This window comes from Mesorhizobium sp. CNPSo 4689, assembly GCF_057784325.1.
Window position 1 is genome coordinate 48,590 of record NZ_JBWLUZ010000020.1, and the last position, 19,448, is coordinate 68,037.

Sequence of the window (19,448 nt, forward strand, 5' to 3'; positions counted from 1 at the left end):
GAAGCGAAAGAGATTTCGTCTTCAGGCGAAAAGAATTTCGTCAAAGCCGACCTCCTCCCCGGCGATGACGAATACGGTCGATCTTCACCTCCTCCCGAGGATCGACCACCAAAACGACACCCGCCGGACCTCCTCCCCCGGCGGGTGTTGTTGTTTTTCAGGTACTCCGAAAGCCGTTTTGGCGGGACGTCCCTGTCGTCAGTCCAGCGCACCACTTTGCAGCACGCCCTGCTCCTTCCACCGGCTCAGCGGAAAAATGTCCGGCGCGCCGCCCATCGCCGCATACCAGGAATCCACCACCCATTCGGTGCCGCCGCGGTCGCTGATCACCGCCGTCCAATGGGGATAGCGCCCGTCGACAAACAGGCCTCGCGAGGCATTGCCCTCTACCTTGTGAAACCTGAGCAATCTTCGCTCGGCAAGATAGACCAGCAGCGCATGCGTATTGGTCGATTCGTCGACACAATCCATCTGGCCCCTGATGCGCGATGCACCGAATTGCGACTGCGGCAGATCGCGAACGCCGGTGGCCCGCAAAATGCGCTGCTCGAAATAGCGCACAGCCTTCGAAATTGCGGAACGCTCGGCTTGGGCCGAGCCTGCACCCGCACGCAGGATAGCGCGGAAACGCGCGCCGTCAGCGGGGCCAAGCGCGAGTATCGTGCGATAGTTGCAACTGTAGCCGTGGCATATCGGGATCCGCTTGGAAGCCGTCGCGGCCAGTTCGCCGGCGGCCGTTGATCCGCCCATGGCGATCGCGACTGCCATAAATGTCGCTCTGGCAAAGAACCCGAGACTCCCGTCCATTCCCCGATCGTAGACAATTGCGGCGCCAAGCGGCAACAGCGTGTAATTGCAATCGCAGCTACAAGCGATTATTCCGGCGCTCATGAGCAAAAATCCCATTCACATCATCGGCGGCGGCCTCGCCGGTTCCGAAGCGGCGTGGCAAGCGGCGCAAGCCGGCGTGCCGGTCGTGCTGCATGAAATGCGCCCGGTTCGCGGCACCGATGCGCACAAGACCGACGGGCTGGCCGAGCTTGTCTGCTCCAATTCCTTCCGCTCCGACGATGCCGAAAACAACGCCGTCGGTCTGCTGCATGCCGAAATGCGGTTGGCCGGCTCGCTGATCATGAGCGCCGGCGACGCCAACCAGGTGCCCGCGGGTGGCGCGCTCGCCGTCGATCGCGACGGATTTTCCGAGGCCGTGACCAGGAAGCTCGAGGCGCATCCGCTGATAACCATCCAGCGCGAGGAAGTGCCGGGCCTGCCGCCGGCGGACTGGGACCAGGCGATCATCGCCACCGGCCCGTTGACCGCACCTGGGCTTGCCCAGTCGATTGCCGAGGCGACCGGCGCCGACGCGCTGGCCTTCTTCGACGCTATCGCGCCGATCGTGCATTTCGACACGATCGACATGGACATCTGCTGGTTCCAGTCGCGCTACGACAAGGTCGGCCCCGGCGGCACCGGCAAGGACTACATCAACTGTCCCCTGGACAAGGAGCAGTATCTGGCCTTCGTGCAGGCGCTGGTCGAGGGCCAGAAAACCGAATTCAAACAATGGGAAGGCACGCCCTATTTCGACGGCTGCCTGCCGATCGAGGTGATGGCCGAGCGCGGCGTCGAGACCCTGCGCTACGGACCGATGAAGCCGATGGGGCTGACCAATGCCCACAATCCGACGGTAAAAGCCCATGCCGTGGTGCAGTTGCGGCAGGACAATGCGCTGGGCACGCTCTACAACATGGTCGGTTTCCAGACCAAGCTGAAGCATGCCGAGCAGGTGCGCGTGTTTCGCACCATTCCCGGCCTGGAAAACGCCGACTTCGCCCGGTTGGGCGGCCTGCACCGCAACACCTACATCAATTCGCCGACCCTGCTCGATCAATCGCTGCAACTGAAGTCGCGGCCCGGCCTGCGCTTCGCCGGCCAGATCACCGGCTGCGAAGGCTACGTCGAGAGCGCCGCGATCGGTCTGCTGGCAGGACGCTTCGCTGCCGCCGAAAGGCTCGGCCATCAGCCATCGCTGCCGCCGCTGACCACTGCATTCGGCGCGCTGCTCAACCACATCACCGGCGGCCATATCGTTTCCGACGATGAGCCCGGAAAACGCTCCTTCCAGCCGATGAACGTCAATTTCGGGCTGTTTCCGCCGGTGGAAGCGCCGAAAGCCGAGGGCAAACGCCTGCGCGGCAAGGACAAGACCGTCGCCAAGCGGCGCGCCGTGACGTCGCGCGCAGTGGCAGACTGCAGGGAATGGCTGGGCTTGCCTGCGCGGGCGGCCGAAGCGGCGGAGTAGCTACTCAGCCGGTTCGACACCCGCTGCCGGCAGGCCCGGCTTGCCCGCCTCACCAGGGTTTCGCCTGACATAGGCGGCCTTCAAACTCTCCGACGTCTCGCGCGAACCGTCATGGCTCCAGCCCGGTGGCTTGATCAGATAATTGAGACGCTGGCGCCGTGTCAGCCCCGGCGCGAAGGCATCCGCGAACATGCCGATCCACTCGTGAAAAGCCACTTTCAGCGGATTGAAGGTGCCGATGTTCTTGACGATGCCGTAGCGCGGCCGGTCCTCTTCCAGTTCCTCGACGAAGGTGCCGAACATGCGATCCCAGACGATCAGCGTGCCGGCAAAGTTAGCGTCGAGATAGCGCGGATTGGTGGCGTGATGGACGCGGTGATGCGAGGGCGTGTTGAAGATAAACTCGAACCAGCCCCACATCTTGCCGATCGCCTCGGTGTGGATCCAGAACTGCCAGACGAGGTTGAAGCCGAAGGTGAAGGCGATGACCGCCGGATGGAAGCCGAGCAGCACCAGCGGCGCCTGCAGCACGAACATGAAGGTAAACAGGCCGGTCCAGCTCTGCCTGAGTGCGGTCGACAGATTGTAGTGCTGGCTGGAATGGTGGTTGACGTGTTCGGCCCACACCCAGCGCACCCGGTGCGCGATGCGGTGGTAGACATAGTAGCGCAGATCATCGAGCAGGAAGGCCGCCAAAAAGACCCAGGCCGACAAGCCCAGATTGAAGAACCGGAATTGCCAGAGCCACAGCAGCGCCCAATAGGAGACGACGCCGAGCAGCAGCCCGGCAACGACATTGCCTGTCCCCATCATCAAACTGGTCAACGTATCGTGCGTCTCGAACGATCCCTTGGCGCGGCCGGTGCGCACCAGCCACAATTCGATCAGGATCGCGCCGACGAAGAACGGAATGGCAAGCTGGGTGACCTGCGGGAAATTGTAGTCGTCCATCACGCGGCCTCCCTGGCCAGCCCCGGATTGTCCAGCCCAAGCGCCGCTGCGACGCTCTTGGCATCAGTTCTGTCGGCGAAGGCAAAGCGGCCGCCCTCCCAGGTGAAGTCTGCGAGCTTGAGCAGGATGGCGCCGCTGTCGTCGACATCCAGGGCAACAATGTCGCTGGCTGTGACGATGCGGGTCAAAAAGCAGTCGCCGATGCTGTGGACGATGCCGGTGCGCCCATTCCCAAGATCGAGAAACCCCGTCCTGGCGTCCGCCGTCAGCCGAACCAACGTCGCCACTTCATCGGGAAAGTCCTCCGCGAAACGGCTCAATGCCTGATCGGCACCGGCGAGCGTCGCTGTCTTTGTGCCGCCCGTGAAATGCACGGCCGCGACCGACAGCGCAATGCCGAAGACGACAAGTGCGACCAGCACAGGCAGGCTCATGAAGCGATCTCCTCCAGGCCGGCGGATGTTTTCGCACTCGGTTTCGACCCGGCGGGAGTCCTACCATGATTGACGTTTACGTCAAAGGGGCGGCCAGCCTTTCGAGGCACGGCGCAGCAGCAGCCAGTGCCGGCGCAAGGCTGGCAGCCGCACCACGCCATCGAGCGGTGAGTGCCTTTCCATCCTGTCGAGATAGGTGCGTGTCAGGGCAAGCGGCAGGAAGGCCGGGCGCAGCGACGCCGGCAAGGCCTGAGCGCCCTGTTCGAAAGCCGCAAGATGCTCGCGCGCCAGCGCGATCATCGCTGCCACGGCGCGTTGCGCGCCGGGACCGCCGTCGCCTTTGACGAACTCTTCCGGCGAGGAGCCCGCCGCCGCAAGCACATCCATCGGCACGAAGCACTGCCCACGCTTGCGATGCAATGGCAACAGCAGCAAAAGACCGGTCATTGCCTGCGCACAGCCGGCCCGGCCCGCGAGTTCTGCAAAACGCGGCGCCTCAACCGGATAGAGCACCATCGCCGCGAACTGAATCAGCGCCGCTGCCGTCTCGCCGCAATAGCCTTCGAGGTCGGTACGCGACGGCATCGGATCGTCGTAGAGATCGAAAATGCGCGCTTCGAGCATGTTGTCGAAGGCGGATTTCGGCAAGCGGTGGGCGGAAATCGTCGCCTTCAGCGCATCGGCGAGCGGGTTGCCGGTGACTTCGCCCTCAGCGGCGATGACGTCGCGCCACCATTGCAGCCGCACTTCGCCGGGAAGCGGCTCGTGGATGCGGTCGCGGACACCAGCGATCTCGGCATTGAAGGCATAGAGCGAAAACAGCGCGTCGCGCCTGTCCGCCGGCGCGTAGAGCGCACTGACATAGCGGTCATGGTCGGCGGCGCGCACCGCGTCCATGACGATTTTGGCGGTATCGGACACGGTCAGTCGACGGCGATGAGCGCTGCGGCTACGGCGCGCTCCTCGGCCAAAAGCACATTGTAGGTCCGCACGGCAGCCCCCGTCGACATCGGGTCCGCCGAAATACCGGCCTCCTTCAGCGCCGCGCGCAGGGCTGCCGGCAGTGGCCTCAGATCCTTGCCGGTGCCGACCAGCAGGATCTCGACCTTGCCGGCCTCGGCCAGGAGCTTGTCGAAATCAGCCGCCGTCAGCGCCAGCGGATCGGCCGGCTCCCAGCCATGGATGCCGGACGGCAGGCACAGCAGCGAGCCACGATGCGACATATCGGCGAAGCGGAAGCCGCCATTGCCATAGGCCTCGATCGGCGCCCGGCCAGGGAAATGCGCCTCGCGGATTACGATCCCCTTGGCCACTGGCGTGGCCGTCAGGTCGCCACGGCTTTGCCGCCGTTCACCGGCTTCTCCTCGTCGGCGGTCGCGGCCTGCGGCCGCAACTTGAACAGGATCAGCAGCGGCGCGGCGATGAAGATCGACGAATAGGTGCCGAAGACCACGCCGAACAGCATCGCCAGCGTGAACGACCGGATCACCTCGCCGCCGAACAGCACCAGCGCCAGAAGCGCCAGGATCGTCGTCACCGCTGTCAGCGTCGTTCTCGACAGCGTCTCGTTGATGGCGTTGTTCAACAAATGCGGCAACGGCATCTTCTTGTATTTTCGCAGATCCTCGCGGACACGGTCATAAACGACGATCGTATCGTTCAACGAATAGCCGATGATGGTCAGGATCGCCGCCAGCGACGACTGGTTAAACTCGAGACCGGTGATGACGAAGAAGCCAAGTGTCATGACGATATCGTGCACGGTGGCAATGATGGCGCCGACCGCGAACTGCCATTCGAAGCGGAACCAGACATAGATCAGGATGCCGAACAGCGCGACAAGCATCGCGATGGTGCCCTGCTTGGCGAGTTCGCCGGAGACAGTCGGCCCCACCACTTCGACGCGGCGGAAATCATACTGGTCCTGCAGTTCGCCACGCACCTTGTCGATAACCGTCTGTTCGGCGTTCTCGCCGCCGTCCTGCGTGCCGACGCGTATAAGCACGTCGGTCGGCTCGCCGAACTGCTGCACCTGCACCTCGCCGATGTTCAGCTCCGTCAGCCTGCCCCGGATATCGGCAAGATCGGCGTTGCCATTCTTGGCCTGCACCTCGATCAGCGAGCCGCCCTTGAAGTCGATGCCGTAATTGATGTCGACGGTCATGAACAGCACGACAGACAGGATCGACAGCACCGTCGACAGCGCGAACGTCCAGCGGCGGATGCCCATGAACGGTATTTTCGTGCCGGGCGGAACGAAGGTCACCGGTGCCCGCGGCAATTCCTTCGGGCGGGCGCGGCGAAGCCAGATCGACACCAGCAGCCGGGTGAAGGTGAAGGCGGTGAAGACAGTGGTCAGAATGCCGATGGCGAAGGTGATGGCAAACCCTTTCACCGGTCCGGTGCCGATCCAGAACAGCACCACAGTCGCGATCAGCGCCGTGACGTTCGAATCGACGATGGTCGCCAGAGCCTTGGTGAAACCGGTGTCGATCGCCTGGATCACCGAGCGGCCGCTTCGTCGCTCCTCGCGAATGCGCTCATAGATGAGAACGTTGGAATCGACTGCCATGCCGATGGTCAGCACGATGCCGGCGATGCCAGGCAAGGTCAGTGTGGCGCCTAGCAACGACAACAGCGCGATGATCATCGCCACATGCACGGCCAGCGCGATGTTGGCGAGGAAGCCGAGGAAGCCATAGGCGACGAACATGAACGCCACCACCAGGATCGAACCGATGATACCGGCAACCTTGCCGGCATGGATGGAATCCTGACCGAGGCCCGGACCGACGGTGCGCTCTTCGATTACGGTCAGTGTCGCCGGCAGCGCGCCGGCGCGCAGCAGCACTGCCAGATCGTTGGCGCTTTGGGCCGTGAAATTGCCGGAAATCTGTCCGGAACCGCCCAGGATCGGCTCACGGATCACTGGCGCCGAGATCACCTGATTGTCGAGGACAATGGCAAACGGCTTGCCGACATTCTGGGATGTCGCCTGGCCGAAGCGCGACGCGCCCTTGGAATCGAAGGTGAACGAAACCACCGGCTCGTTGGTCTGGGAGTTGAACGTCGCTTGCGCATCGGCCAGGTTCTCACCTGAGACGATGACGCGGTTCTCGATCAGATAGGGAACCGGCGGATCGTCCTGCGAATAGAGGACCGTGGAGCCAGCCGGCGGACGGCCGTTGAGCGCATCCTGCACCGGCATCGACTGGTCGACCAACTGGAAGGTCAGCTTGGCGGTCTGGCCGAGGATTTCCTTCAGCCGCTGCGGATCCTGCAGGCCCGGCACCTGGACCAGGATGCGGTCGTCGCCTTGCCGCTGGACGATCGGCTCCGTCGTGCCGAGTTCGTTGACGCGGCGCTCGACGACCTCGATCGACTGCGTCAGCGCCGTCGACGTGCGGTATTTGATGCCGGCGTCGGTGACCGAGAATTTGAGCAGGCCGGGCTCGGAGTCATCCAGCGTCATCTCCTGGACGGAGCCGCCGGTGAACAGACCCGCCGCCACCGGAGTGGTCAATGGCTTCAGCGCCGTCTTGGCGGCATCGATCTGAGCGGGATCGGAGATGCGGACCTGCACGGTGCGGCCCGATCCGGACAGGCCGGTATAGCCGACCTTGGCGTCGCGCAGCAGCGTCCTGATCTCGTCACGTGTCGTCTGCAGCCTGTCCTTGATCAGATCGTTCGGATCCATCCTGAGCAGGATGTGCGAGCCACCCTGCAGATCGAGGCCGAGCGTCATCTGCCGCTTCGGCACCCAGTCGGGCAGCTTGGCCAATGTGCTGGCAGGGAACAGATTGGGCGCGGCGAGGACCACGGTGGCGGCCACGGCCAGCCAGATCAGGATCATCTTCAGGCGCGAGAAATAGAGCATGTCTGTCGTCCGTTCAGGCGTACAAGCGGCAGCGTTCCGCCTGGAATTGGATTATTTCTTGGCGTTCTGGTTCGCCACCGGCTCGCCCTTGACGCGCACGTCGGCGATCGTCGAACGCAATGCGGTCACCTTGGTGCCGCCGAGGTCGATCTCGAGCTCGTTATCGTCGATCACCTTGGTCACCTTGCCGACGAAACCGCCGCCGGTCACGACCGTATCGCCGCGGCGCACCGCCGCGAGCATTTCCTGGCGCTTCTTCAGCTGCGTGCGCTGCGGCCGGATGATTAGAAAATACATGATCACGAAAATCAGGACAAACGGCAAAATGCTGATGAACATGTCTGGCGAGGCGCCGACGCCCTGGGCGTATGCCGGTGTAACGAACATCAAGAACTCCTGGATGATGAAAACCGCCACAAGGCGGCCCCGCGAAATTTGGCCGGAATATAGTCGGTAAAGTTCCCAATGCAACTGCGCTAGCGGGCAAATCCGCCGCTTTTCCGGCCGTTGGCCCCGTGTTAGAGCATGGTCGCCGAAAGCCGGACGCGACTTCTGGAAAAGATCATGCTCCGACAGAAGGTTGGAACCGGTTCTTATCCCGCCGCGAAAGAGTGGATTTTGTGCTCTGCATGCTCCCTGAAGCCAGAACAAAAAGACCAGACATGACCGACAGCACCATTGACGCCCTGAACCGGAAGCTCGACCGCCTGATCGAGGCGGTCGCCCGCCTCGCCCCGCCGCCGGTGCCGCAGACGGATATTGCCGCCGCAGATTGCTTCGTCTGGCAGGCCGATCCCGGCTATCTGGAGCCGGTGCGCAAGGTCAATCGCGTCGACATCGGCCTGATCCGTGGCGTCGACCGCGTGCGCGACATCCTTGTCGACAACACCGAGCGCTTCGCCGCCGGCTTTGCCGCCAACAACGTGCTGCTGTGGGGCGCGCGCGGAATGGGCAAGTCCTCGCTGGTCAAGGCGGTGCATGCCGAGATCAACGCCAAAGCCAAGTCCGACCTGCCGCTGAAGCTCATCGAGATCCACCGCGAAGACATCGACACGCTGCCCAAGCTGATGGGCCTGCTGAAGGCGGCGCCTTTCCGCGTCATCCTGTTTTGCGACGACTTGTCGTTCGATCATGACGACACGTCCTACAAGTCGCTGAAGGCGGCGCTCGAAGGCGGCGTCGAGGGCCGCCCGGCCAATGTCATCTTCTATGCGACGTCAAATCGGCGGCATCTGTTGCCGCGCGACATGATCGACAATGAGCGTTCCACCGCCATCAACCCGTCCGAAGCGGTCGAGGAAAAGGTCTCGCTCTCCGATCGTTTCGGCCTCTGGCTCGGCTTCCACAAATGCTCGCAGGACGAATATCTCGACATGATCGACGGCTATGTCCGCCATCATGGGCTGACAATCGATCCCGACACGCTGCGCGCCGAAGCGCTGGAATGGGCAACCACGCGCGGCAGCCGCTCGGGCCGCGTCGCCTGGCAATTCACCCAGGACCTGGCCGGCCGGCTCGGCAAGCCGCTCAAGGACTAGTGACGGTTATCCGAAACCGAAGGCAGGCGGCCAGGCTGTCACAAGCGCCTGAGGCTGCACCAATGTTCTTTATTTGTTCCAGGTCTTGTGCCATTTTCCATCAGGCTCCGGCGACTCGAAGGCTGAAGGGGATGCAATTGGAAAGCAAGGGCGCAGTGTTTCGCAGGCTTCATGAGGAACCGGGCGCGTTCGTCATTCCCAATCCCTGGGATATCGGCACGGCACGGATTCTGGCAGCCATGGGTTTTCGTGCCCTCGCCACCACCAGCGCCGGCATGGCGTTCTCCCTTGGCGTCGCCGAGGGGCAGGTGTCGCGAGAGGACACTCTAAGCCATTGCCGGGCCATCGTGGCGGCGACACCGCTACCTGTCTCGGCCGATCTCGAAAAAGGCTTCGGCGACAGTCCGCAAAGTGCCGTCGAGACGATCCAGGCCGCTGCCAGCATTGGCCTGGCCGGATGTTCCCTCGAAGATCATACTGGCAGACGCGAGGATCCGATCTACGGCTTTGAGCTCGCCGTCGAGCGGATCGAGGCTGCGGCGCAGGCGCGTCGCGCACTGTCGGATGATTTCGTCCTGACGGCGCGCTGCGAGAACTTCCTGTGGGGGCGCCCCGATCTGGATGACACCGTTTTGAGATTGCAGGCTTTCGAGAAGGCGGGAGCCGATGTGCTCTATGCGCCCGGCCCGCATGACCTCGGCATGATCCGCACCGTCTGCGGCGCCGTGACGAAACCGGTCAATGTCGTGATGGGCATGCCGGGCGCGACGTTTGGCGTGGCCGAACTGGCGGACGCCGGAGTCAAGCGCATCAGTGTCGGCTCAGCGCTGGCGAGGCTCGCCTTCGGCAGCTTCGTCCGCGCCGCGCGCGAGATGAGATCGGCAGGCACCTTCCGGTTTTCCGAACAAGCCATGGGCTTCGCCGAACTGGAGGGCTTCTTCACCGGATCGACGAAGGCTTGAGAGTCGCCGAGGATCTGTCGCGAAACTGCGTTTTGCCCAATGCGGCTCCGATGCCGTCTGCCACTGAAAAAGCCCGCCCCTTGCGGAGCGGGCTGAGCCGGCAAGCCGGACTGGAGGTCAGACGGCCCGCAATCGTTTATTGTTCTATTCCAGATAGCCCGACGGATCGACCGGGGCCGAGTTCTTGCGCACTTCGAAGTGCAGCTTCGGCGAGTCGGTGGTGCCGCTCATGCCGGACAGCGCGATCTCCTGGCCGCGCTTAACCTTCTGGCCGCGCTGCACCTCGATCGAGCTGGCATGGCCGTAGACGGTGACCAGCCCGTTTTCGTGGCGCACCAGGACAGTGTTGCCGAATTCCTTAAGCCCGTCGCCGGCATAGATGACGACGCCGTTCTCGGCCGCCTTGACTGGCGTGCCCTCGGGAACCGCGATGTCGACGCCGTCCTTGCCGGAACCGAAGCTGGAGATCACGCGGCCGCGCACCGGCCAGCGCATCTTGCCGATGCCCGTTGCATTCGGCGCCACCGCGTCGTCATCCTCGGCCTGCTGGATGACCTTGGCATCCTTCTTCGGCGGCGTGTAGGACGCCAGCGTTTCGGTCGGCTTGGCCGCCGGCTGCGTGGTCGCGGTCGTCACCGGGTCGACCTTGACCGGCTTGGCGGCGGCGACTGTCACTGTCCCGCCGGCCGGAACCTTCAGCGTCTGGCCGATCTTGAGCAGGCCGTCCTGCATGCCGTTCGCCTGCTTGAGCGCGGTCACGCTGACGCCGGTCTTCCTGGCAATGGCAGACAGCGAGTCGCCTTGCTGGACCGTGTAGATGCCGCCGGCGCCTGCCGGCTTGGCCGCGGCCACCTGCGTTGCAGGCTTGGCGTTCTTCGGGTCACTCGCGGCGGCCGATGCGTCGACCTGCGCGGCGGACTTGCCGTCCTTGAGTTTCGGCTGCTGCGGCAGCACGGCGAGCTTCTCCGGCGCGGTAGCCGGCGGCTTGGGGCTGTTCGCCGGCTTGGTGTCGGCAACTTTCGACTGCGTCGCTTTGCTTGAATAGGCATAGGCCGGGATGACCAGCTTCTGGCCCGTCTTCAATCCCTTGGTCGCGCTCAGCCCGTTGACCTTCATGATCGCATCGGCCGGCACCTTATAGCGCTGCGCCAGGCCGGAAATCGTCTCGCCGTCCCTGACCACGATCTCGGTTGCATGCGGCGTACCGCCCGCCGTCGCCATTTTCGGCGCATCGGGCTGCGCGTCCTTGAACGGCTTTGCCGCCGGGGCGACAGTGCCGGTGGTCGTCCTGTCGACATGCGTGGCGGGAGGCGCCAGCACCGGGGCCGAGGCGGTGCGCACCGGCTTTGCGGCGGGCGACAGTGCCGGGGCGGGCTGCGAGACCGGCGGCAACTGCTGCACCGAGACCGGTTCCAGGCTGGAGCGGCTGACCGACTGGGTGTGGCTACCATCGACCGGTGCGGGAGATGCCGCGACATCGCCCGGATAAGGCTGGGCGGCGTCCTGTTTGTCGATGATGGCGCGCTGGTTGTTGGTCGAGGAGGTGAAGACGTCGTCGACACCGTTGAATCGCGCCACCTGGGAACTGCATCCCGCGGCGGCGCCTGCAATCATGAGGACGGCGCAGCCACGCGCCAGATTGCGTCCGTTTGCCTTCAAAACACTGAATTGCATCGCACTAACCCGCACAGACCCGGTACAAACTAGGCATGATTAAAGCGCGTTAATGTTACTGGCCGGTTAACCCCTTAGAATCTGGCGAAAATTTTCTTAAAATATTAGAGCAGGCGTCGAGCCTGTCGAGATTTCCGTCAGCCCTCCTAGAGCGAAGCTCCGTCGCGAAGACCCTAGGATGACGAAACGACAGGCTTCGGTCTCCCGAGAGCGCGATGCGCCGGGGAATCAAATGACGGCGGCGACGCTGCGCAGTATCGGCTGCAGCCGCACGATGCCGATGTCCTCGCGCTCGAAACGGCTGCCGACCTTGGTCAGCTTGGCTACCACCTGCTCACCCTCTTCCGGGCCGATCGGCGTGATGACGATGCCGCCGCTCGACAGTTGGTCGAGCAGGAAGCGTGGCAGGCTGTCGAAGGCCGCCCAGGCGACGATGCGATCGAACGGTCCCTCATTGGCCAATCCATTGGAACCGTCCGCCTGCCGGGCAACGACATTGCCGATGGCGAGCGCCTCGAAGCGCTGCCTGGCCTGCTCGGTCAGCGTCTTGTAGCGGTCGATGGTGACGATGCGCGCTGCCAGCCGCGACATCACCGCTGCCGTGTAGCCCGATCCGGTGCCGATCTCGAGCACCCGGTTGCCCGGCTCGATGGCCAAAGCCGCGATCACTGCGGCCTGGAGGTCAGCGCCCTCGATCGCCTCGCCGCACTCGATCGGCAGCATGCCGTCCGACCAAGCGATGGAATGAAACTGTCCGGAGAGGAAGCCGCGCCGCGGCGTCGCCTCGAAAGCCGCGATCAATGCCTTCGGCACCGCGCCCCGGCCGCGCAAGCGCAGCAGGAAGGCGGCAAAACCTTCGCGGTCGTCGAGTGGCAGGGTCATGAAAGTGCCTTGGTCAGTTGGTCGCGGATTTCGTGGGCGGTGAGATCGAGCTGCAGCGGCGTCACCGACACCAGCCGGTTGCGCATGGCGTAGAGATCGGTGCCCTTCTTGCCTTCGACCGGCTCGCGGCCGAAGCGCAGCCAGTAGTAAGGCAGGCCGCGTCCGTCACGGCGCTCGTCGACCCACAGGCTGTGCACGAGCTTGCCTTGCGAGGTCACGACGGTGCCGGCGACTTCTTCGGGAAGGCAATTCGGAAAATTGACGTTGAGCAGCACGCCATCCGGCAGAGGCAAGGCGACAAGCTTGTTGAGGAGCGCCGGCGCCAGCGTCTCGGTGGTCTCGTAGGGAACGACGCGATCCTCGCCGACATAGGAGTAGGCCTGGCTGAGCGCGATCGAGCGGATGCCAAGCAGCGCGCCTTCCATGGCCCCGGCGACGGTGCCGGAATAGGTGACGTCGTCAGCGATGTTGGCGCCCGAATTGACGCCGGACAGGATCAGGTCCGGCGCTCCCGGCAGGATCTTCTTCACGCCCATGATGACGCAATCGGTCGGCGTGCCGCGCACGGCAAAGTGCTTTTCGCCGATCTTGCGCAGCCGCAGCGGCTCCGAGATCGACAGCGAATGCGCGTAGCCGGACTGGTCCTGCTCCGGCGCCACCACCCAGACATCGTCCGACAGCGTGCGGGCAATGCGCTCGAGCGACGCCAGGCCCTCGGCATGGATGCCGTCGTCATTGGTGAGCAGGATGCGCATTATTTCGATTCGATCTTTGCCAGACCGCCCATGTAAGGCCGAAGCGCTTCAGGAATGGTTACGCTGCCATCCTCATTCTGGTAGTTCTCGATGACAGCAATAAGAGCGCGGCCGACGGCGGTGCCCGAGCCGTTCAGCGTGTGGACGAAGCGGTTGCCCTTGCCGTCCCTGTCCTTGTAGCGCGCGTCCATGCGCCTGGCCTGGAAATCGCCGCAGACCGAGCAGGACGAGATTTCGCGATAGGCGTTCTGGCCGGGCAGCCAGACCTCGATGTCGTAAGTCTTGCGCGCGCCAAAACCCATATCGCCGGTGCACAGCGTCATGGTGCGGAACGGCAGGCCGAGCCGCTTCAGCACCTCCTCGGCGCACGCGGTCATCCGCTCATGCTCGGCGTTTGCTGACTCCTGATCGGTGATCGACACCAGCTCAACCTTGTAGAACTGGTGCTGCCGCAGCATGCCGCGCGTATCACGCCCAGCCGAGCCTGCTTCTGAACGGAAGCACGGCGTCAGCGCCGTATAGCGCAGCGGCAGTTTTTCATGCGCGGTTATGTCCTCGCGTACGAGGTTGGTGAGCGGGACTTCGGCGGTGGGGATCAAGCCCAGCCTGCCGTCTCCGTGCGGCGTAAAGAACAGGTCATCCTCAAATTTCGGCAGCTGCCCGGTGCCATAGAGAACCTCGTCGCGCACCATCAGCGGCGGGATCACTTCCTCATAGCCGTGCTCGGTCGTGTGCAGGTCGAGCATGAACTGGCCGAGCGCACGCTCCATGCGCGCCAGCCCGCTCTTCAGCACCGTGAAGCGCGAACCCGACAGCTTTGCTGCCCGTTCGAAATCCATCATGCCGAGCGCTTCGCCGATCTCGAAATGCTCCTTCACCCAGTTCGGCCGCGTCGGCACCTTGCCGACAGTGCGCTTGACGACATTGTCGTGCTCGTCCTTGCCGACCGGCACGTCGTCGAGCGGCACATTGGGCAGCACCGCCAACACATCGTTCAGCGCCTTGTCGAGTTCGCGTTCGCGTGCCTCGCCATTCTGGATGAAGGCCTTGATCTCGCCGACCTCGGCCTTCAGCTTTTCGGCAAGCGCCGCGTCGCCCGAACGCATGGCATTGCCGATCTCTTTCGAGGCGGCGTTGCGGCGTTCCTGCCTGGTCTGCAGTTCTGTCAGATGCTCGCGCCGCGCCTCATCCCTGGCGATCAGGTCATCGACGGTGGATTGCGCGTCATCACCCGACCACGAGCGCTTCACCAGCGCCTCGACAAGGGTCTTCGGGTTGTCGCGAATCCATTTGATGTCAAGCATGGTCTGAACGCTCCTGAGCTAGGCTCGTGGGCGTAAACCGCATCCTTGATCGATGCAAGATCGGGCTTGGCGTCTTTTTCCGGAAGCCTAGGAGGGAGCCTGCGTCGAGGACGCGTCCGCCGCCTTCTCCGCCACTTCCGCCGCGGCGTCCTGTTTCTCGCGCGCCAGGCGGTCCCGTTCCTTGCTGCGTTCGATCAGCCGCGCCGACCAGATGGCGACCTCGTAGAGCAGGATGGTCGGAATGGCGAGGCCGATCTGGCTCATCGGATCCGGCGGCGTCAGCACGGCCGCTACCACGAACGCGATGACGATCGCCCATCTGCGCTTCTCGACCAACGCCTTGGACGACAGCATGCCGACGCGTGTCATCAGGCTGGTCACCACCGGCAGCTGGAACACCAGGCCGAAGGAGAAGATCAGCGTCATGATCAGGCTGAGATATTCCGACACTTTCGGCAACAGCGATATCTGTACCTGGTCGTCGGTGCCGGCCTGCTGCATGGCGAGGAAGAACCACATCACCATCGGCGTGAAGAAGAAATAGACCAGCGACGCGCCCATCAGGAACAGGATCGGCGAGGCGATCAGGAACGGCAGGAAGGCGTTGCGCTCGTTCTTGTAGAGGCCGGGCGCGATGAATTTGTAGATCTGCGTGGCGATCAGTGGAAAGGCGATGACCATGCCGCCAAACATGGCGAGCTTGACCTGGGTGAAGAAGAATTCCTGCGGCGCCGTGTAGATCAGCTCGACCTTGTGCGGGTCGAGCCCCGCCCATTGCGTCGCCCATTTGAACGGGACGACCAGAAGGTTGAACAGCCGCTTGGCGAAGAAGAAGCAAACGAGGAAGGCGATGAAGAAGCCGCCGATCGACCAGATCAGCCGCCGGCGCAACTCGATCAGATGCTCCATCAGCGGAGCCGACGACTTTTCGATCTCGTCCTTTTCCGTATCCGAAACGCTCACTTGGCGGCTCCCGCCGTCTTCTTGGCCGCCGGCTTTTTCGCCGGCGCAGGCTTCGGCTCAGCCTTTGTCGCCGTCTTGGCGGCTGCAGGCTTGGTAACTTTTGCAAGCGCTGGCTTTGCCGGTGCTGCCTTGGCCGCCGGAGCCTTGGCTTGCTTCGATGCCGCCGCCTTCTTCACCGGCGCCTTTTGCGGCGCTGGCGTTGCAGCCACTGCAGGTGTCACCACCGCATCGTCGGTCATCGCCGGAAAGATCGGAGCGGCCGGCACCGTTTCCGGTCCGTTGACACCGGGCATCACCGTGGCGCCGTTCTTCAGCGGCTCGGCGGCCTGCGGCGTCTCCGCCACCGGCGTTGCAGGATCGACGGACGGCTTCGGCTTCATTGCCGCGTCGACGCCGGCGCGGACATCGGCTGCCGCCTGCTCGAACGGGTTGAGCTGCTTGCGGATCTCGGCCGCCGGGTTGAGGCCCCGAAGGGAATCGACCGACTTCTTCACGTCGTCGAGTTCGGCTTCCTTCAGCGCCTCGTTGAACTGCTTCTGGAAGTCGGCGGCCATGGCGCGCAGCTTTGCCGTCGTGCGGCCGAAAGTGCGCAGCATATTGGGCAAATCCTTCGGCCCGACGACCACGATCATGACGATCGCGATCACCAGCATCTCGGTCCAGCCGACTTCAAACATGGCAATCTGTTCCGACTAATGCATGTCGCTCAAAAGTGCGACGCGGTTTTGGGACAACGACATGCACAAAGCAACAACCTTGGGCTCAGCTCTTGCTGGCTTTTTCCTTCGCCGCCGAAACGGTTTCGTCGGCCCGGTGCTCGACGGTGCGCTTGTCGTCGGCGACTTCGTCGTCGGCCATGCCCTTCTTGAAGCTCTTGATGCCCTTGGCCATGTCGCCCATCAGCTCGGGAATCTTGCCGCGGCCGAACACCAGCAGCACGATCACCAGCACGATCAGCCAGTGCCAAATCGAAAATGAACCCATTGCAAATCTCTCTCGAACGTTTTCCCTGGCGATGATCTATGCGCATTCGCGTTGGGATTCAAACAGAACCGCGACAAAGTTTATGAAGGCGCGCCGGATGTCACGCATTTTCGGCGGTGCGGCCCGCTACCAATCGGCGCATCTACAGGCGGAAAGCGGCTTTTGACAGCGGCTTGCGGTCAATCTTCCGTGACGCGCGGCGTCAGCAGGCCGAGTTCCTCGAGGTCGATGTCGGTCAGCGGATCCTCGTCCTCGGTCAGCGCATCCGGGTCCGCCGGCGGCAGCGGCACCGAGAAATTCGACGGCATACGGGTGGAAAGCAGCCCGGCGCCCTTCAGTTCCTCCATGCCGGGAAGATCGCGGATCTCCTCCAGCGCGAAATGGTCGAGGAAGCTCTCGGTGGTGCCGTAGGTGACGGGACGGCCGGGCGTCTTGCGCCGGCCGCGCATCCGCACCCACTCCGTCTCCATCAGCATGTCCAGCGTGCCCTTTGACGTTTCGACGCCTCTGATGTCTTCTATCTCGGCGCGCGTCACCGGCTGGTGGTAGGCGATGATCGCCAACACTTCGAGCGCCGCGCGCGAAAGCTTCCTCTGCTGAACGGTATCGCGGCTCATCAGGAAGGCGAGGTCGCCGGCGGTGCGGAAGGCCCAGGCATCGCCGACGCGCACCAGATTGACGCCGCGCTTGGCGTAGATCTGCTGCAGATCGGCCATCGCCGCGGCAATGCTGATGCCGTCCGGCAGGCGCGCGGCCAGTTGTTTTTCGCTGACCGGCTGGGCGCTGGCGAAGATGATCGCCTCGGCCATGCGCACGGCTTCCGACAGAAGCAGTCGCTCGGCCGGGTTCTCGACCGTCCCCTGCTCGACGGCGCCTTCCTCGGTCTCGTCGTCGACCTTGAACGGAATGACCGAAGCGTTGGCGCGTTCGCTCATGTTACCACCTCGACTGCCTTGATGCCTTGCGCGCGGCCGCGCAGATAGAGCGGCGCGAACACCTGGTCCTGCCGCATCTCCATCTTGCCTTCACGCACCAGTTCGAGCGTCGCGGCAAACGAACTGGCGACCGCCGTGCGCCGATCTTCCGGGGTGGACAGATACTCGATCAGGAAGGAGTCCAGCGCGGTCCAGTCACGCAGCGTCCCGACCAGTCTGATCAGGATGTCGCGCGCGTCCTTGAGTGACCACACGCCGCGCCTGGCGATCGTCACATTGTTGATCGCCTGCTTCTGGCGCTGCTGCGCATAGGCGGTCAAGAGATCGTAGAGCGAGGCCGAATAGGCGTTGCGCTTCTCGATGATGACCATTTCCGGCATGCCGCGCGCAAACACGTCGCGGCCGAGCCGGTTGCGGTTGACCAGCCTCGCCGAGGCGTCGCGCATGGCTTCCAGCCGCTTCAGCCGGAACTGCAGCACCGCCGCCAGTTCCTCGCCGCTTTCGCCTTCCTCGCCCGGCTGCTTGGGGATCAGAAGCTTCGACTTGAGGAAGGCAAGCCATGCCGCCATCACCAGATAGTCGGCGGCAAGCTCGAGCCGCAGCGCCCTCACCTTCTCGACGAAGGCCAGATATTGCTCGGCCAGCGCCAGGATCGAGATGCGCGCCAGGTCGACCTTCTGGTTGCGCGCCAGATGCAGAAGCAGATCGAGCGGGCCTTCGAAGCCGGCAACGTCGACGACCAGCGACGGATCGCCGGTCAGCCGGGAAGCGTCGTTCTCGGCCCACAGACGGTCCATCGGTGCGGCCTTCGCGGCCTTGCTGTCCAATGTTTCCGCCACTGCCTTTGTCTCTTCCTCTGCTCAGGCCACCGCGTCGAAATAGGTGGCAAACTCGGCGCGTATCGCGGTTTCTTCGGCCGCGTCGCGGTCCTTTATATAGGTCAGTGCCCGCTCCGCGCGCGCAAGCGACTTGCCTTGAAGCCCCGTCGTCCGCGATGCAATGCCGGACATCTCTTCGAAAACACCATTGCAGTGAAGGACGAGATCGCAGCCCGCCGCAAGGATCGCGGCCGCCTTTGTCGGGAAATCCCCAGAAAGTGCCTTCATCGAGGTGTCGTCGCTCATCAACAGCCCGTCGAAGCCGATGTCGCCGCGGATAATGTCGTTGACGACCTTGCCCGAGGTCGTCGCCGGATTGCTCGGATCGATGGCGCTGTAGACGACATGCGCCGTCATCGCCATCGGCAGATGGTTGAGCGCCTTGAACGGGGCGAAATCATGCCGCCGCAACTCGTCCATGGGCGTATCGACGGTCGGCAGTTCGAAATGCGTGTCGGCAAAGGCCCGCCCGTGCCCGGGAATGTGCTTCATCACCGGCAGCACACCGCCCGACATCAGGCCTTCGGCGGCCGCGCGGCCAAGCTCGATGACGGCGCCTGGCTCCTTGCCATAGGCGCGCGCGCCGATGACGTCGCTGGCGCCCTCGATCGGCACGTCGAGCACCGGCAGGCAGTCGGCGGTGATGCCGAGGCGGAGCAGATCGAAAGCATGCAGCCGCGCCATCAGCCAGGCTGCGCGCGTGCCCGCGTCACGGTCGTTCCGCCACAGTGCGCCAAGCGCGCCGCCGGCCGGATAGTTCGGCGCCAGCGGCGGCCGCAGGCGCTGCACCCGGCCGCCTTCCTGGTCGATGAACACCGGCGCGTCCGGACGCCCGATGCAGTCGCGCATCGAGGCGACCAGATCGCGGATCTGTTCGGGCTCGCCGATGTTGCGGGCAAACAGGATGAAACCCCAGGGCCGCTCGCCGCGGTAGAAGCGGATTTCGTCTGGGGTCAGCGATTTCCCGGCACAGCCGAGGATCATGGATTTTGATTCGGTCATGACAACA

20 protein-coding genes are annotated in these 19,448 nt (G+C 63.8%); 3 read left to right on the forward strand and 17 right to left on the reverse strand.

Going from position 1 to position 19,448, the window contains the following annotated elements; all coding sequences use genetic code 11:
* Window positions 1-198: 198 nt before the first annotated feature.
* A complete protein-coding gene (locus tag AC04SI_RS22325; protein ID WP_488474929.1) occupies window positions 199-891 on the reverse strand; it encodes a hypothetical protein in 693 nt (230 codons plus the stop codon).
* Here AC04SI_RS22325 and trmFO point away from each other — a divergent pair.
* On the forward strand, window positions 890-2,302 hold the full coding sequence (trmFO, locus tag AC04SI_RS22330; protein WP_488474913.1) for a methylenetetrahydrofolate--tRNA-(uracil(54)-C(5))-methyltransferase (FADH(2)-oxidizing) TrmFO: 1,413 nt from the start codon (window positions 890-892) through the stop codon (window positions 2,300-2,302). The genes AC04SI_RS22325 and trmFO overlap by 2 nt on opposite strands.
* Here the strand turns inward: trmFO and AC04SI_RS22335 are convergent, their stop codons facing one another.
* The 6 genes from AC04SI_RS22335 to yajC form a co-directional block, all read right to left on the reverse strand.
* The gene (locus AC04SI_RS22335) at window positions 2,303-3,253 is read right to left on the reverse strand and encodes a sterol desaturase family protein (protein WP_488474914.1); all 951 of its coding nucleotides are present in this window, start codon (window positions 3,251-3,253) and stop codon (window positions 2,303-2,305) included.
* The gene (locus AC04SI_RS22340; protein WP_488474915.1) at window positions 3,253-3,687 is read right to left on the reverse strand and encodes a hypothetical protein; all 435 of its coding nucleotides are present in this window, start codon (window positions 3,685-3,687) and stop codon (window positions 3,253-3,255) included. Before AC04SI_RS22340 ends, AC04SI_RS22335 begins: the two co-directional genes overlap by 1 nt.
* 81 nt (window positions 3,688-3,768) lie before the next feature.
* Complete coding sequence (locus AC04SI_RS22345) at window positions 3,769-4,584, reverse strand: phytoene/squalene synthase family protein (RefSeq protein WP_488474930.1); 816 nt, start codon at window positions 4,582-4,584, stop codon at window positions 3,769-3,771.
* 26 nt (window positions 4,585-4,610) lie between these two features.
* Window positions 4,611-5,000 carry an Mth938-like domain-containing protein gene (locus AC04SI_RS22350; RefSeq protein WP_006203476.1) on the reverse strand — a complete coding sequence of 130 codons (390 nt, stop codon included), beginning with the start codon at window positions 4,998-5,000 and terminating at the stop codon, window positions 4,611-4,613.
* An 11-nt stretch (window positions 5,001-5,011) separates the two neighbouring features.
* Entirely contained in the window at window positions 5,012-7,564 is a 2,553-nt protein-coding gene (secDF, locus tag AC04SI_RS22355) for a protein translocase subunit SecDF (protein WP_404280666.1), read from the reverse strand.
* A 51-nt stretch (window positions 7,565-7,615) separates the two neighbouring features.
* Window positions 7,616-7,951, reverse strand: coding sequence for a preprotein translocase subunit YajC (yajC, locus tag AC04SI_RS22360; RefSeq protein WP_120017843.1), 336 nt, complete (start codon window positions 7,949-7,951; stop codon window positions 7,616-7,618).
* 275 nt (window positions 7,952-8,226) lie between these two features.
* Here yajC and AC04SI_RS22365 point away from each other — a divergent pair, with 275 nt between their 5' ends.
* Together AC04SI_RS22365 and AC04SI_RS22370 are read left to right on the forward strand one after the other, a co-directional pair.
* Entirely contained in the window at window positions 8,227-9,102 is an 876-nt protein-coding gene (locus tag AC04SI_RS22365; RefSeq protein ID WP_192177732.1) for an ATP-binding protein, read from the forward strand.
* 131 nt (window positions 9,103-9,233) lie between these two features.
* The gene (locus AC04SI_RS22370; RefSeq protein ID WP_488474916.1) at window positions 9,234-10,064 is read left to right on the forward strand and encodes an isocitrate lyase/PEP mutase family protein; all 831 of its coding nucleotides are present in this window, start codon (window positions 9,234-9,236) and stop codon (window positions 10,062-10,064) included.
* Between the two features lie 144 nt (window positions 10,065-10,208).
* On the opposite strand, the gene AC04SI_RS22375 is transcribed toward AC04SI_RS22370, so the two are convergent.
* The 10 genes from AC04SI_RS22375 to nagZ all read right to left on the reverse strand — a co-directional run bounded on the left by AC04SI_RS22375 (window position 10,209) and on the right by nagZ (window position 19,441).
* Window positions 10,209-11,738, reverse strand: a complete 1,530-nt coding sequence (locus AC04SI_RS22375; protein WP_488474917.1) for a peptidoglycan DD-metalloendopeptidase family protein — start codon at window positions 11,736-11,738, stop codon at window positions 10,209-10,211.
* Window positions 11,739-11,966: 228 nt separating this feature from the next.
* On the reverse strand, window positions 11,967-12,620 hold the full coding sequence (locus tag AC04SI_RS22380; RefSeq protein ID WP_488474918.1) for a protein-L-isoaspartate(D-aspartate) O-methyltransferase: 654 nt from the start codon (window positions 12,618-12,620) through the stop codon (window positions 11,967-11,969).
* The gene (surE, locus tag AC04SI_RS22385) at window positions 12,617-13,375 is read right to left on the reverse strand and encodes a 5'/3'-nucleotidase SurE (RefSeq protein ID WP_404280662.1); all 759 of its coding nucleotides are present in this window, start codon (window positions 13,373-13,375) and stop codon (window positions 12,617-12,619) included. Before surE ends, AC04SI_RS22380 begins: the two co-directional genes overlap by 4 nt.
* Window positions 13,375-14,679, reverse strand: coding sequence for a serine--tRNA ligase (serS, locus tag AC04SI_RS22390; RefSeq protein ID WP_404280660.1), 1,305 nt, complete (start codon window positions 14,677-14,679; stop codon window positions 13,375-13,377). The genes surE and serS overlap by 1 nt, the downstream gene beginning before the upstream one ends.
* An 87-nt stretch (window positions 14,680-14,766) precedes the next feature.
* Window positions 14,767-15,642 carry a twin-arginine translocase subunit TatC gene (tatC, locus tag AC04SI_RS22395; RefSeq protein ID WP_120018682.1) on the reverse strand — a complete coding sequence of 292 codons (876 nt, stop codon included), beginning with the start codon at window positions 15,640-15,642 and terminating at the stop codon, window positions 14,767-14,769.
* Window positions 15,639-16,319 carry a Sec-independent protein translocase protein TatB gene (gene tatB, locus AC04SI_RS22400; RefSeq protein WP_488474919.1) on the reverse strand — a complete coding sequence of 227 codons (681 nt, stop codon included), beginning with the start codon at window positions 16,317-16,319 and terminating at the stop codon, window positions 15,639-15,641. The genes tatC and tatB overlap by 4 nt, the downstream gene beginning before the upstream one ends.
* Window positions 16,320-16,404: 85 nt before the next feature.
* Window positions 16,405-16,626 (reverse strand): twin-arginine translocase TatA/TatE family subunit, encoded by a 222-nt coding sequence (locus AC04SI_RS22405; RefSeq protein ID WP_006203465.1) that lies wholly within the window; start codon window positions 16,624-16,626, stop codon window positions 16,405-16,407.
* A 179-nt stretch (window positions 16,627-16,805) separates the two neighbouring features.
* On the reverse strand, window positions 16,806-17,561 hold the full coding sequence (gene scpB, locus AC04SI_RS22410; RefSeq protein WP_488474920.1) for an SMC-Scp complex subunit ScpB: 756 nt from the start codon (window positions 17,559-17,561) through the stop codon (window positions 16,806-16,808).
* A complete protein-coding gene (locus AC04SI_RS22415) occupies window positions 17,558-18,358 on the reverse strand; it encodes a segregation and condensation protein A (RefSeq protein ID WP_488474931.1) in 801 nt (266 codons plus the stop codon). The genes scpB and AC04SI_RS22415 overlap by 4 nt, the downstream gene beginning before the upstream one ends.
* Before the next feature lie 63 nt (window positions 18,359-18,421).
* Window positions 18,422-19,441: a beta-N-acetylhexosaminidase gene (gene nagZ, locus AC04SI_RS22420; protein ID WP_488474921.1), complete on the reverse strand. Its 1,020-nt coding sequence runs from the start codon at window positions 19,439-19,441 to the stop codon at window positions 18,422-18,424.
* Window positions 19,442-19,448 lie beyond the last annotated feature (7 nt).